This is a genomic window from Herbaspirillum chlorophenolicum (assembly GCF_001189955.1).
Lineage (GTDB): Bacteria > Pseudomonadota > Gammaproteobacteria > Burkholderiales > Burkholderiaceae_D > Herbaspirillum > Herbaspirillum chlorophenolicum.
Genome location: NZ_LFLT01000003.1, coordinates 149,226 through 162,181 on the forward strand (window position 1 = coordinate 149,226; position 12,956 = coordinate 162,181).

Genomic DNA, 12,956 nt, shown 5'->3' on the forward strand with positions numbered 1-12,956 from the left:
TCAAGCCCCCTTCATCAGCAGTTTCAGCTTGCGCTTGCCCATCGGCAGCACCAGCGCCAGCATCACCAGCACCGCGGTCACCAGGTTCAGGTCCTGCGCCTGTAGGCCGATGAAGTCGCTGTTCAAGGCCAGTGCGATGAAGAAGCGGTACAGGATGGCACCCAGGATCACCGCCAGCGTGGTCCACACCAGGCGGCGCGCCGGCAGGATGTTCTCGCCGATGATCACGGCCGCCAGGCCGATGACGATGGTGCCGATGCCCATGGAAATATCGGAGCCGCCCTGGGTCTGCGCGAACAGCGCGCCAGCCAGCGCCACCAACGCATTGGCCAGCGCCATGCCGGCCAGCGTGGCAGTACCGGTGGCGATGCCCTGGGCGCGCGCCATACGGGCATTGGCGCCGGTGGCGCGCATGGCCAAGCCGATTTCGGAAGAGAAGAACCAATCCAGCAGCAGTTTGACGACAGCCACCACCACCAGCAGGATCAGCGGACGGCCGACATAGTCGGGGATCCAGTCGGGTTGCAGGATCGTGAAGATGGTCGACTCGGAAATCAGCGGTACGTTAGGCTTGCCCATCACGCGCAGGTTGATCGAATACAGCGCGATCATCATCAGGATACTGGCCAGGAGATCCATGATCTTCAGCCGCACATTCAGCCAGGCGGTGGTGAAGCCGGCCAGTGCGCCGGCCAGGATGGCGACGCCGGTCGACAGGAACGGGTCATGCCCAGCCGAGATCATGGTGGCGGCTACAGCGCCGCCCAGCGGAAAACTGCCGTCGACGGTCAGGTCGGGGAAAGTAAGAATGCGGAAGGAAATCAGCACTCCAAGGGCCACGAGGCTGAAAATCAGGCCGATTTCCAGTGCGCCCAACAGCGTATACAGCGACATAAAAGGTCTTTCTTAAAAAACACATTCGGCATTGGCGCGGTACGCTAATGCCGAATGTCTTCTGCGTTCCGCGAAGCGCCGCAGGGATGGCGCAGTGCCTCGCGGTGCCGTGCAGATCAGTTCAGTACCTTGGTCGCCGACTTCAGGAAGTCCGGCGACAGGGTCACACCCTGCTTTTGCGCTGCCGAGGTATTGACGTAAAGCTCAAGGTTCTTGCTGGTCGAAGAAGCGATATCGCCCGGCTTCTCACCCTTCAGGATGCGTGCCACCACCTTGCCGGTCTGGCGGCCCAGATCGTAGAAGTTCACACCCAGCGCAGCCACGGCGCCACGCTTGACGCTGCCGGTATCGGAAGCGATCAGCGGGATCTTGGCATCATTGCAGACCTTGGCCAGCGATTCGAAGACCGAGACCACGTTGTTGTCGGTGGTGGTGTACATCACATCGATCTTGCCGATCAGGCTCTTGGCGGCCGGCGCCACGTCAACCGAGCGCGGTGCGGCAGCCTCGACCAGGGTGATGCCTTGCTTCTGGAGCTCGCCCTTGATGTTGTTCAGCGCCGACACGGAATTGGCTTCGCCCGGATTGTAAACGATCCCGACACGCTTGGCGTTGGGCACCACGCGCTTGATGATCTCGACCTGCGGGACCGGATCGAGCATGTGCGACATGCCAGTCACGTTGGTGCCGGATGGCTTCCAGTCCTTGACCAGTTGCGCCGCCATCGGGTCGGCGATAGCCGAATAGACGATCGGGATAGTCTTGGTCGCAGCTACCATCGGCTGTGCCGACGGGGTGCCGATCACGACGATGGCGTCAGGGTTGTCGCCCACGAACTTCTTGGCGATCTGGCCGGCAGTGCCGGCATTGCCCTGGGCGCTCTGAAAATCCCATTTCAGGTTCTTGCCCGGCTCGAAGCCTTCGGCGATGAGTTCATCCTTGGTGCCATCGCGCACGGCATCCAGCGCCGGATGCTCGACATAGGAAGTCACTGCGACCACCTTCTCTGCAGCCAGCGCGGAAGCGCAGACGGCACTGATGGCCAGCGCACCGGCAATGGCGCGCAATGATTTAGTTAATGCAAACACAGTCCACTCCTCTTTCATGGCGGTCGGCGCCTGGGCAGCCGCGCTGCCTGGCCCGTTATTCATATATGACGATGCAACGATGTACAGATAGGGCAACTTGCGCCCCCGGATAAAACGATCCCGCTTAATAGCGGGATCGGTCGGGAGCGTCAGGCGCTACTTTAACTTATTGCTTGATGACGGTCTTGGCCGAGTTCACCAGTTCCGGCGACAGGGTCACGCCCTGTTTTTGCGCAGCAGCCGTATTGACGAACAGTTCCAGCTTGCTGCTGGTGGCCGAAGCGATGTCGCCCGGCTTGTCGCCCTTGAGGATACGCGCCACGACCTTGCCGGTCTGGCGGCCCAGGTCGTAGTAGTTCACGCCCAGGGCGGCGATGGCGCCGCGCTTGACGCTGTCGGTATCGGAAGCGACCAGCGGGATCTTGGCGTCGTTGCCGACCTTGACCAGCGATTCGTAAGCAGAAACCACGTTGTTGTCGGTGTTGGTGTAGATCACATCGACCTTGCCGATCAGGCTCTTGGCTGCGGTACCGACGTCAACCGAACGTGGCGCGGCGGCTTCGACCAGGGTCATGCCGGACTTGGTCAGCAGTTCCTTGAGCGCCTTGACCACCACGGCCGAATTGGCTTCGCCTGGGTTGTAGACCATGCCCACGCGCTTGGCATTGGGCACCACGCGCTTGATCAGGTCGACCTGCTTGTCCAGTTCCAGCACATCGGACACGCCGGTCACGTTGGTGCCGGAAGCTTTCCAGTCCTTCACCAGTTGCGCGGCGACCGGATCGGTCACGCCGGAGTAGACCACGGGGATGGTCTTGGTGGCAGCCACCAGGGCCTGGGCCGACGGGGTGGCGATGGCCACGATGACGTCAGGCTTGTCGCCCACGAACTTGCGGGCGATCTGGGCGGCGGTGCCGGTATTGCCCTGGGCGCTCTGGTAATCCCACTTCAGATTCTTGCCGGCTTCAAAGCCTTCATCCTTCAACTCATCCTTGACGCCATCGCGGACCGCGTCCAGCGCCGGGTGTTCGACGATAGCGGTCACCGAAACCGCCTTATCCGCCGCCATGGCGGGGGCTGCGCAAACCGCAGCCAGGGACAATGCACCAACCAGGGCACGCAGCGTCAATTTGGTGTTGTAGTACATGAAGTCTCCCTTTAGAAATTGTTTGGAATACGCGAAAAGAGGGTAAGTCTAGCCTAGCGCACCTCAACAATCAATTTGCACAGCGCCATTCCTGCCGCGCCATCGCGCAGGCCTTAGATACGCCTCCTGAAAGTGATGGGGCATCGATAGAATCAACTGGCCTCGCAAATCGATACGAATCGTATCGACATCAATATTACTGCTCGCATTAACGCCTTGCACCAGGCCAACCGAACTTGCTACAGCCAGTTGCTATAATCCCCCGTCATGCCTTCACGCCCGCCAACCTCGCATTTCCCCGCCGTACGCCGCCACAGGCCGCACGCCGGGTTGCCGTTTTGGCGGCGCGCTTTGCTGCATCTGTGGCTGGTCTTGTCCATGGCAGCCGGCCCTTGGCTGCAGCCGGCCTTCGCGCAGGCGCCGCAGGATATCCCCGCCATGGCGATCTGCAGCGTGGCCAACACCGGAGGTGCGGGCAATTCCGGCAGTACGCCGGCACATGCCGCAGCCCATTGCCAGCTATGCTGCGGCAACCAGACGCCCTATCCGTTGCCTGCGGCCGACTTGCCCGGAGCCGCTGCGTCCGGCATCAGCTATCCTGTAGCGCGAACATGGCAGGCCGGCTTCGCACCCAGCCTCGCGCCGGGTGCGCCGCGCGCCAGAGCGCCGCCCGCGGCCTGATCTCACTCGACAACGCAGCAAAAACAGGCCGAATGGAATGCGCGCGGCATCCGCCCGTGCGCCCCCGGCGCCAACACACCCAAAGGACTCGATAATATGAAGCAATTCTTCCAACGCGCCGCCGGCATCGCCATGGCCGCCGCTCTCCTCGCCGCCGCACCGCTGTCGCAGGCGCATGAATACAAGCTGGGTCAACTGGAAATCGGCCATCCCTACGCGCGCGCTACCGTGCCCGGCCAACCGGCTGGCGGCGCCTATTTCAGCATCGAAAACAAGGGCGCGGCATCGGACAAGCTGGTAGCCCTGTCGTCGCCGGTCGCCAAATCGACCGAAATCCATACGATGGCGATGGAAGGCAACCTGATGAAGATGCGTGAGGTCGATGGCGGCCTGGAAATCAAACCCGGCCAGAAGATCGCCATGCAACCGGGCAATGGCTATCACATCATGCTGATGGGCTTGTCCAAACCGCTCAAGGCCGGCGACAAGGTACCGCTGACCCTGACCTTCGAAAAGGCCGGCAAGGTGGATGTCACGCTCAATGTGGAAGACCCGGCGGCAGCTTCAACATCGGGCAAAGATGACATGAAGGGCCACATGCACCACTGATCCCGGCAAGCCTCGATGCAGAAATGACAAGGCCGGCAGGAGCATTTTCTCCTGCCGGCCTTGTCATTGTGGGTACGAAACCTCAGCCCGCCAGCTTGCGCACCTTGGCCAGCAGTTTGGTCGTCGAGCGGTCATGCTCGAAGGCGATCGCCAGCACTTGGCCCCCATAGGCCACCACGGCTTTTCCCTCGGGAATGGCGCCCATGTCGTAGTCGCCGCCCTTCACGTAAATCTCGGGCTGTCCCTCCTGCACCACTTCAAGCGCCGTATCTTCGTCAAACGGCACCACCAGCGATACCGACTCGAGGGCCGCCAGCACGGCCATGCGGTCCTCACACGTATTGATTGGACGATCGTCGCCCTTGCCCAGGCGCTTGACCGAAGCGTCGGTATTGGCAGCCACCACCAGCGAAGCGCCCTGTGCACGCGCCTGTGCCAGGTAAGTCACGTGGCCGCGGTGCAGGATGTCGAATACGCCATTGGTCAGCACCACCGGCTTGGGCAATTGGGAAATACGCTCCTTGAGTTGAGCGCGGGTACATACCTTGTCTTCGAAATCGGCCATGTTGAATTGGTTTGTGCCGGCGATGAATGACCGCCGTAAATGAAAAAAGCCGCAACAAATGCGCGGCTTTTGATTTTACTGCCTGGGAAGGAGCCCGTGTGCGGCACTCTGCGTTGCCACCGCTTCGGGGCCTCCCTTTACGTTCGCTGCCTGCTGCTCAGGCAGCGACGACGGCTTCACCCGGCATCAGGCGCTGGGCAACTTCCTTGCGGTAGCGATTGAGCTCCTGCACCGTTCCGAAAGTACGCTCGAACAGCAGCGACATGTTGTGCAGGATACGGTCGACCACCTTCTTTTCCCATTCGGTGTCGAACTTGATCTGGTTGTCCAGCCAGCGCTCCAGCCACTCCGGGTCCGGCAAGCGGCTTTGGACCGTGTCGTTCGGGAACAGCGCCTGGTTGACGTGCAGGTTGGTCGGATGCAAAGGCTTTTCGGTACGGCGCGCCGACGCCATCAGGACACCGATCTTGGCGAAGGCGGCGCGGGCCTTGTCGCCCACTTCGTTGAGCGCCTTCTTCATGTAGCGCAGGTAAGCGCCGCCATGCCGGGCCTCATCCTGGCTGATGATCTTGTAGATCTGCTTGATGACCGGCTCGGTGTGCCAGTCGGCGGCACAGCGGTACCAGTGGTTCAGGCGGATCTCGCCGCAGAAGTGCATCATCAGGGTTTCCAGTGGCGGCGCGGGGTCGAACTCGAAGCGCACGTTGTGCAGCTCCTCTTCGGTCGGCGCCATATCCGGGCGGAAGCGACGCAGGTATTCCATCAGCACCAGCGAGTGCTTCTGTTCTTCAAAGAACCATACCGACATGAATGCCGAAAAATCGCTGTCGCCGCGGTTATCGCGCAGGAACATTTCGGTCGCCGGCAGTGCAGACCATTCCGTGATCGCATTCATGCGAATGGTCTGGGCCTGTTCGTCGGTGAGCAGCGAAGCGTCGAACTTGTCCCAAGGGATATCCTTATCCATATTCCAGCGGACCTGCTCGAGCGATTTGAACAATTCAGGGTACAGCATCTGTGGTTTGCCTATATGCGTTAAGTGTTTGATTTTAACAAAGTTTTTCCCTATCCCATACTAAAACCGTCAGGTTTCAGGAATATGACAAGCTTCACGAACACGGCTTGGCGTACCGGGTTCTGACGCGGATGGAATCAGGGGGAGGTTGGCTTGCGAGAGGCTGGCTTCTTGTTTTGCCGGGATTGTACAACACCCGCCTTCGCCGACGTGCTCGTATTTACCGGGCTTTTTGCTACTTTCTTGGCTACCGGCTTGCCCGCTCCGGGCTTTTCGGCCTTCTTCATTGGCGCAGCCCTCTTGGCAGCGGGCTTGGGCCTGGCTTTGGGAGCAGGCTTGGCGGCCGGCCGGGTTGTCTTATTTTCGCTACGTTTGGCCGTTTTTCCGGATTTGGCCATTTTCCTGGCATCGGCGGGTTTTACCGGTTTGAGCAAAGGTTCCTGCTCAGCAAGCCCGCCGGCCATGGCATTCCCCACGGCATGCTTGAACTGCTCCTGCAGCACGTTCCACCAGGCACTGGGATTGGCGATGGCCGACTGGAAATCGGGCGCCCCGTCCGGCTCTACCACCGGCTCCGGCTCGCTGTGCTCAGGTTGCTGGGCGCCTTGCACCTCAACCGGCGCGGGCTCCTGCTGCGCCTCCTCCTCGGCCGCTTTGGCAGGGATACTGCCCGGCCACATCGGAAAACCGAACGGGAATGGCGGCACGCCCTCGCTCTCGTCAGCCGGCGCCGGCTCCGGTTCGGCCGCGCGCGAGGCCATGATGGCGCTCATCGCCTGCAGCGTCGACAAGGTCGCGCTTTGCACTTCCATCGCCTGGATGGTGCCCTTGAGCATGTTGAGGTTGAGCTCCAGCCAGGAAGCCACGGTCTTCAGGTCGGAAATCTTCTTGTTGATATCGTCGACCGACAACGAGGGCGTCACCATCGATGGCGCTCCCATGTTGCCCCATATCTGTTTCATGAATTCGATCGTATCGGCCACCGAGCCTGCTCCCGGCATCTTTTCCTGATTCAGCATTGAATACTCCTGTGGGTATGGAAACCGCATGAAAACGCGAACGGTCGCGCCATCAGCGCGGCGGGCGCTGCATCTTGCACGAAGTGGGCAGCACGGTCTGCTCGGCCGGAATGAAGCGTTCGGTGCGGAAACCGTAGCCGCTGCCTTCGTTGTCGAAGCGGATCCCGCCGCTGTCGGCGCGCTGCATCAGCATCAGGTACAAAGGCTGGATCAATTGATGGTCAGCCGCGCGCATGGTGGCATCGTGGAACGCGCTTTGATAATGCGCGCCTTCCAGCGCATATGCAACCGACTTGGGATCGGTGCTTTTGGCTTTTTCAATGGCCTTGGCCAGCATCTCGATCATGACCTGCATGCGCAGGTACATGTAGTCATCCTTGGCCTGCGGATAGCGCTTGCGGAACTCCTGATAAAAGATGTCGCTGGGCGAATCGGCCGCGCCGGTGCCGGCATTCGGATGCCATTCGGCCACTGCGCGCACCGTGCCCACGCCGGCGTCGCCGATCGCCGCAGGCGCGCCCAGGCTATTGGCATAAAAGGTATAAAACTTGGCCTTGAAGCCGGCATCCCTGGCGGCCTTCACCAGCAGCGTCAGGTCGTTGCCCCAGTTACCGGTGATCACCGCGTCGGCGCCTGCACTCTTCATCTTGGCGATATAAGGGGCGAAATCCTTGATCTTGCCGATCGGATGCAGCTCGTCGCCGACGATGGCGATGTCGGGACGCTTGGCCGTCAATTGCTCGCGCGCGGCCTTGGCCACCTGACGGCCAAAACTATAGTCCTGCCCGATGATATAGACGCGCTTGGTCTTGGCATCGGCCTTGATTGCCTCGGTCAGCGCCTGCATGCGCATGTCCGCGCTGGCATCGAAACGGAAATGCCAGAAGCTGCATTTCTCATTGGTGAGTGCGGGGTCGACCGCCGAGTAATTCAGGAACAGCACGCGGTTGTCCGGTTCGCGCTGGTTATGCTTGTTGACCGCATCGATCAGCGCGGCCGCCGCGGCCGAACTGTTGCCTTCGATCAGAAAGGGAATGCGCTGGTCGGTCAGCTGGCGCAACTGCACCAGGGAGTCTTCCACACCCAGCTTGTTATCGAAAGTGGACAACTGCAGTGGATGCTTGCCGTCCGGCAGGGTGACCCCGCCGCGTGCGTTGATGCGGTCGATGGCATAACTGATGTTGCGCACCACCGCCTCACCGGCATTGGCGAAGGGACCCGACAAGCCATCGATCATGCCGATGCGGATAGGGGCAGCGGGCGCGGCGGCCTGCGCAGCCGCGTGCAAGACAAGCGCAACGACGGCAGCAGCGGTACAGAGCAATGGATGGAGCTTCAGTCGCACGATTTTCCTCATTGGTATCTCGTAGAAAGTGGCAGGCGCACGGGCATCGCACCTGCATGGCGCCCAGCCCTCCCCCATGAAAAAGCCGCATTGTACGTTGTTTGAAATTGCTGCCAGAATTGCCGCGCCACGACGACGAGGCCTGCACGATCCGATACACTTGAGACCATGACAGAAGTTTCCCGCCATCCCAAGCGCTGGCCACGCGCGCTGGCGTTGGTCGCGCTCTCCCTTGTACTGCACCTGTTGCTGGTGGACTGGGGCAAGCGCCACCTGATCGCTCCTGCCGCGCGGGACGACCAGCAAGCCATTTCGGTCGTGCTGCGGCCGGTGCCGCCGCCGCAACAGCCCGTATCGCTGCCGGTAGCCAAACCGCCCGCCGCCAAAGCCGCACCCAAAAGAAGGGCCACTGCCCCACGCAAAGCGCTTCCCGCACCGGAATCGACCGATCCGCCCGACGAGCCCATCCGCGAAACGGTAGTCGCCGTCAGCACGCAACCGGCGCCGGAAACTGCCGCCCCCCAATCCGGTTCAACCGACGGTGCCGGCACAGAAGACGCAGGCGCTTCCGGCAAAGACCGCAAGGATGGAAACGCCCAAACGCAAGCGGAGGCGGCACCGCCTGCCGCCGGCACCCACTACGACACCGATCCGCCCCCTACCGCGCGCCTGGAATACGACGTACAGGCCACCTACAACCAGATGCCCGTGCACGGCTCCGGCACGCTGGACTGGAAAACCGACGGCAAGACCTACCGGCTGGACGGCAAGGCCGAGGACTTCCTCTTCACCTTCCTCAATTTTTCCAGCAATGGCGAGATCGACGCCTTCGGCGTGTCCCCCGAGCTGTACACCGAAAAGCGCATGCGCAAATCGGCCACCAACACGCACTTCAACCGCGAGCGCAATGTGATCAGTTTCTCGGCGTCGACCGAAAACTACCCGCGCAACGGCGGCGAACAGGACCGCGCCAGCCTGGTCTGGCAGTTGGCGGCAATCGGCCGTGGCGATGCCGGCAAGTACCAGCCCGGCGCAGTGATCGACCTGTTCGTGGCCGGCGCGCGCGACGGCGAAATCTGGCGCATCCAGGTGCTGGGCGAAGAAGATGTCAAGCTCCCCATCGGCGAACTGCGCGCCTGGCACGTGGTGCGCATGCCCAAGCCGGGCTCCTACGACCAGCGCATCGATATCTGGCTGGCGCCGTTGCACGGCTGGTATCCGGTGCGCCTGCGCTATACCGATCCGCGCCAGAATGGCGATTATCTGGACATGTTGCTGGAGAAGCTGAAGCAGTGATACCCCGGCTTTTGAATGCAACAAGCAGCAAGCCCTGTCAAAATCGGAAACAATTGAGAACAATTCTCCGCCAATGCGGCAGAACCGCGCCCCGGGGTACGTGTCTGTCCAGAAGGGCCAGAACACAGTACCGCTTGAAAGCGGCACATCCGCCTCAACCTGTACTGGCATCGCCAAGTCGTCCGGCAATGCCCATACTTTCAACAGAGACCAACACGAAGAGCTCGCCATGACCAACATCCGCACTTCCCGCTTCGGCGCCCCCCTCGTCGCAACTATCGCAACCGCCCTGGCGGCCCTGCTCGCCGTGCCGCTGGCGCACGCAGCCGACGGCCCGCATCCGGCCGAAAAGCGCGCCTTCAGCCTGCCGCCCTCGGCCGAGCTGACTTATTCGATCCAGGCCAAGCAAAGCGGCCTGGATATCAAAGGCCAGGGCCTGGTGAAATGGACCAATCGCAAGACCTCCTACAGCGTCACGACCGAAACGCGCGCGATGCTGCTGGGCAAGATCCTGGAAACCAGCAGCGAAGGCGCAGTGGATGCCTACGGCCTGGCGCCGGATCGCTTCGTCGAGAAACGCCTGCGCCGCGATCCGTCGACCACCACCTTCAATCGCGAGCAGAACAAGATCACCTTCACGCAATCGGCCGATACTTTCCCGCTGCAAGGCGGCGAACAGGACCGCACCGGCATCACCTGGCAACTGGTGTCGGTCGCCCGCGCCAACCCGGCGAAGATGACGCCAAACTCGGAATGGAAGTTCTTCGTGGCCGGCCCACGCGACGCCGAACAATGGACCTTCACTGTAGTCGGCCGCGAAAAGATCAAGACCGCCCAGGGCGAAACCACCGCTGTCCACATCCTGCGCGCCCCGCCGCCCGACGACCAGGGCCAGAAGCTCGACATCTGGCTGGCGCCCTCGATGGAGTGGTATCCGGTGCGCCTGAAATTCACCGATCCGGATGGCGACTATATCGAGCAGGTACTGGATTCGGTCAAGAAAACCAACTAAGCTGGTGTCCTGCTTTATTAATTCGTTGCATCAGAAAGATTGTCTAAATGCACGTCAGGCTAGGCGCAAACCGCAGCGATAGTAGGACTATCGCGAGGATTTGCAACGACGCATGGCGTGTATTTAGGCAATCTTTCGCAACGAATTAATAAAGCAGGACACCAAATGCACCTGCCGGCCACCGCGCCGGCGCTGCAGCAATCCAGACGCGGGGCCTGAATCGACACACAGTCGAACCAGGCCCCGCGCCGTTAGAATCAGTTCAACGTCACACAATCAGGCAGGCAACATGTCCCTCACTTCTTCCGACTCCCCGATCGCGCCGACCGTCAAGACCCAACGCGCGCTGGTGCTGTTTTCCGGCGGCCAGGATTCCACCACTTGCCTGGCCTGGGCGCTCTCGCGCTACCAGCGCGTGGAAACCATCGGCTTCGACTACGGCCAGCGCCACGCCATCGAGCTGAGCGTGCGCCCGGCACTGCTGGAAAAGATGAAGGGCTTCTCGCCCGAGTGGCAGGCACGCCTGGGCGAAGACCACATGATCGACCTGTCGCTGATCGGCTCGATTTCGGATACCGCCTTGACGCGCGACGTCGAGATCACCATGCAGGACAATGGCCTGCCCAACACCTTCGTCCCCGGACGCAACCTGCTGTTCATGACGATGGCGGCCACCCTGGCCTATCGCCGCGGCCTGAACGTGCTGGTAGGCGGCATGTGCGAAACCGATTTCTCGGGCTATCCCGACTGCCGCGACGACACCATGAAGGCGCTGCAAGTCGCGCTCAACCTGGGCATGGCCACGCAACTGAAAGTGGAAACCCCGCTGATGTGGATCGACAAGGCCGAAACCTGGGACCTGGCCCGCACACTAGGCGGCGATGCGCTGGTCGAGCTGGTGCGCAGCGAAACGCACACCTGCTACCTGGGCGAACGCGGCGCACTGCATGACTGGGGCCACGGCTGCGGAAAATGCCCGGCTTGCGAGCTGCGCGCGCGCGGCTATCATCAATACCTCGCCCGCCAACAAGCGGCCTGATCCGGCAAGCAAACGTATGCCGATGACCAGGAAATCCAGGCTGCTGGCCTGCGCTGCCGTCGCCTTGCTGCTGTTGGGCGGCGCCGAGATCGCACGCCGTGCCGCCAACCTGCCCAGCCTGCCGGTGCTGGTGAACCTGCAACTGGACCTGACGCCGCGCAGCCAGACCTACAAGCTGTACGACGCCAACCCGATCCGGCGCTCCAGCCATCCGGCTCCGCTGCCGACCACACTGCACCCGCTCGACCTTGCGCTGCCGTGGAAAGACGGCGGCACGCTGGATGTCGCCGCTTTCCTCAAGGCTACTCACACCCATGCTTTCCTCGTCGTGCAGGATGGCAAAGTCGTATTCGAGCACTACACCGATGGCTACGATGCCGCCTCGCGCTTCACCTCGTTCTCGGTCGCCAAATCCTTCGTCGCCACACTGACCGGCGCCGCGCTGGCCGAAGGCAAGCTGGCATCGCTGCAAGAACCGATCGGCAACTATCTCAGCGGCGAAGAGGTCGCACCGGCCTACGGCAACATCACGGTCGGCCAACTGCTCGACATGCGCTCCGGCATCGATGTCGACGAACGCTACGGCGGCTCGCTCACCTCGCCGGTAGTGCGCATGTACCTCAGCACCGATCTCGGCAAATTCCTCGCCGGGCTCAGCGGCCTGCGTTTCGCGCCGGGCTCACGCTTCGAATACCGCAGCGTGGATACGCTGGTGCTGTCGCGTGTGCTGGTGCGCACCACCGGCCAGAGCCTGTCAAGCTACGCACAGCAGACGCTGTGGGAACCGCTGGGCATGGAACAGGACGCCACCTGGAGCACCGACAGCCAGGCCCACGGTGTCGAAAAAGCCTTCTGCTGCATCAACACCACCGCCCGCGACTTTGCCAAACTGGGCCTGCTCTACCTGAATCAAGGACGTGCCGGCGGCAAGCAAGTCGTCAGCGCCGCCTGGACCGACGAACCGCGCCAGCCGGTCAACCGCGGCAACGCCCTCGACTACCGCGACGGCTGGTGGATCCCTCCCGGCAACGAGGCCGACCGCGATTTTTCCGCCATCGGGGTGTTCGGCCAGTACGTCTACATCAACTCGGCAACCCGCACCGTGATCGTCAAACTGAGCGACCATGGCGTGGAGCAGGATGAAGTGCTGACCTTGCTGGCCATGCGCAAGGTGGCCCATTTCGTTTCGGGCAAGGACTGAACCGGATTTTCCTGCACGCATGAAAAAAGCCGTCCGCTTCAGAAA

General features: G+C 61.8%; 13 protein-coding genes. 6 read left to right on the forward strand and 7 right to left on the reverse strand.

Annotation, left to right across the window (positions count from 1 at the left end; translation table 11 throughout):
* From AKL28_RS03770 to AKL28_RS03780, 3 genes are all read right to left on the reverse strand, one after another.
* The gene (locus AKL28_RS03770; RefSeq protein ID WP_050466714.1) at nucleotides 1–894 is read right to left on the reverse strand and encodes an ABC transporter permease; all 894 of its coding nucleotides are present in this window, start codon (nucleotides 892–894) and stop codon (nucleotides 1–3) included.
* A 116-nt stretch (nucleotides 895–1,010) separates the two neighbouring features.
* Nucleotides 1,011–2,000, reverse strand: coding sequence for an ABC transporter substrate-binding protein (locus AKL28_RS03775; RefSeq protein ID WP_050466801.1), 990 nt, complete (start codon nucleotides 1,998–2,000; stop codon nucleotides 1,011–1,013).
* A 148-nt stretch (nucleotides 2,001–2,148) separates the two neighbouring features.
* Entirely contained in the window at nucleotides 2,149–3,129 is a 981-nt protein-coding gene (locus AKL28_RS03780) for an ABC transporter substrate-binding protein (protein WP_050466715.1), read from the reverse strand.
* A 378-nt stretch (nucleotides 3,130–3,507) separates the two neighbouring features.
* Between AKL28_RS03780 and AKL28_RS03785 the strand changes: the two genes are divergently transcribed.
* Together AKL28_RS03785 and AKL28_RS03790 are read left to right on the forward strand one after the other, a co-directional pair.
* Entirely contained in the window at nucleotides 3,508–3,810 is a 303-nt protein-coding gene (locus AKL28_RS03785) for a DUF2946 family protein (protein WP_231602327.1), read from the forward strand.
* Between the two features lie 96 nt (nucleotides 3,811–3,906).
* Nucleotides 3,907–4,419, forward strand: a complete 513-nt coding sequence (locus AKL28_RS03790; RefSeq protein ID WP_050466717.1) for a copper chaperone PCu(A)C — start codon at nucleotides 3,907–3,909, stop codon at nucleotides 4,417–4,419.
* Nucleotides 4,420–4,501: 82 nt separating this feature from the next.
* Here AKL28_RS03790 and rfaE2 read toward each other — a convergent pair whose 3' ends face one another.
* From rfaE2 to AKL28_RS03810, 4 genes are all read right to left on the reverse strand, one after another.
* Nucleotides 4,502–4,984, reverse strand: a complete 483-nt coding sequence (rfaE2, locus tag AKL28_RS03795) for a D-glycero-beta-D-manno-heptose 1-phosphate adenylyltransferase (RefSeq protein WP_050466718.1) — start codon at nucleotides 4,982–4,984, stop codon at nucleotides 4,502–4,504.
* Nucleotides 4,985–5,141: 157 nt separating this feature from the next.
* Nucleotides 5,142–5,999, reverse strand: a complete 858-nt coding sequence (locus AKL28_RS03800) for an acyl-ACP desaturase (RefSeq protein WP_050466719.1) — start codon at nucleotides 5,997–5,999, stop codon at nucleotides 5,142–5,144.
* A gap of 137 nt (nucleotides 6,000–6,136) precedes the next feature.
* Nucleotides 6,137–7,018: a PhaM family polyhydroxyalkanoate granule multifunctional regulatory protein gene (locus tag AKL28_RS03805; RefSeq protein WP_050466720.1), complete on the reverse strand. Its 882-nt coding sequence runs from the start codon at nucleotides 7,016–7,018 to the stop codon at nucleotides 6,137–6,139.
* 52 nt (nucleotides 7,019–7,070) lie between these two features.
* Complete coding sequence (locus AKL28_RS03810; RefSeq protein ID WP_414735683.1) at nucleotides 7,071–8,363, reverse strand: branched-chain amino acid ABC transporter substrate-binding protein; 1,293 nt, start codon at nucleotides 8,361–8,363, stop codon at nucleotides 7,071–7,073.
* Nucleotides 8,364–8,531: 168 nt separating this feature from the next.
* Here AKL28_RS03810 and AKL28_RS03815 point away from each other — a divergent pair, with 168 nt between their 5' ends.
* From AKL28_RS03815 to AKL28_RS03830, 4 genes are all read left to right on the forward strand, one after another.
* Nucleotides 8,532–9,659 carry a DUF3108 domain-containing protein gene (locus tag AKL28_RS03815; RefSeq protein ID WP_050466722.1) on the forward strand — a complete coding sequence of 376 codons (1,128 nt, stop codon included), beginning with the start codon at nucleotides 8,532–8,534 and terminating at the stop codon, nucleotides 9,657–9,659.
* A 229-nt stretch (nucleotides 9,660–9,888) separates the two neighbouring features.
* Entirely contained in the window at nucleotides 9,889–10,671 is a 783-nt protein-coding gene (locus tag AKL28_RS03820) for a DUF3108 domain-containing protein (protein WP_050466802.1), read from the forward strand.
* 289 nt (nucleotides 10,672–10,960) lie between these two features.
* Complete coding sequence (gene queC, locus AKL28_RS03825; protein WP_050466723.1) at nucleotides 10,961–11,710, forward strand: 7-cyano-7-deazaguanine synthase QueC; 750 nt, start codon at nucleotides 10,961–10,963, stop codon at nucleotides 11,708–11,710.
* A gap of 22 nt (nucleotides 11,711–11,732) precedes the next feature.
* Nucleotides 11,733–12,911 (forward strand): serine hydrolase domain-containing protein, encoded by a 1,179-nt coding sequence (locus AKL28_RS03830; RefSeq protein WP_231602328.1) that lies wholly within the window; start codon nucleotides 11,733–11,735, stop codon nucleotides 12,909–12,911.
* Nucleotides 12,912–12,956: the final 45 nt, after the last annotated feature.

What these genes read in the sequence shown, in the direction of transcription:
- AKL28_RS03770 (WP_050466714.1), bottom strand. Translation starts at nt 894, where the DNA reads ATGTCGCTGTATACGCTGTTGGGCGCACTGGAAATCGGCCTGATTTTC.
- AKL28_RS03775 (WP_050466801.1), bottom strand. Translation starts at nt 2,000, where the DNA reads ATGAAAGAGGAGTGGACTGTGTTTGCATTAACTAAATCATTGCGCGCC.
- AKL28_RS03780 (WP_050466715.1), bottom strand. Translation starts at nt 3,129, where the DNA reads ATGTACTACAACACCAAATTGACGCTGCGTGCCCTGGTTGGTGCATTG.
- AKL28_RS03785 (WP_231602327.1), top strand. Translation starts at nt 3,508, where the DNA reads ATGGCAGCCGGCCCTTGGCTGCAGCCGGCCTTCGCGCAGGCGCCGCAG.
- AKL28_RS03790 (WP_050466717.1), top strand. Translation starts at nt 3,907, where the DNA reads ATGAAGCAATTCTTCCAACGCGCCGCCGGCATCGCCATGGCCGCCGCT.
- rfaE2 (WP_050466718.1), bottom strand. Translation starts at nt 4,984, where the DNA reads ATGGCCGATTTCGAAGACAAGGTATGTACCCGCGCTCAACTCAAGGAG.
- AKL28_RS03800 (WP_050466719.1), bottom strand. Translation starts at nt 5,999, where the DNA reads ATGCTGTACCCTGAATTGTTCAAATCGCTCGAGCAGGTCCGCTGGAAT.
- AKL28_RS03805 (WP_050466720.1), bottom strand. Translation starts at nt 7,018, where the DNA reads ATGCTGAATCAGGAAAAGATGCCGGGAGCAGGCTCGGTGGCCGATACG.
- AKL28_RS03815 (WP_050466722.1), top strand. Translation starts at nt 8,532, where the DNA reads ATGACAGAAGTTTCCCGCCATCCCAAGCGCTGGCCACGCGCGCTGGCG.
- AKL28_RS03820 (WP_050466802.1), top strand. Translation starts at nt 9,889, where the DNA reads ATGACCAACATCCGCACTTCCCGCTTCGGCGCCCCCCTCGTCGCAACT.
- queC (WP_050466723.1), top strand. Translation starts at nt 10,961, where the DNA reads ATGTCCCTCACTTCTTCCGACTCCCCGATCGCGCCGACCGTCAAGACC.
- AKL28_RS03830 (WP_231602328.1), top strand. Translation starts at nt 11,733, where the DNA reads ATGACCAGGAAATCCAGGCTGCTGGCCTGCGCTGCCGTCGCCTTGCTG.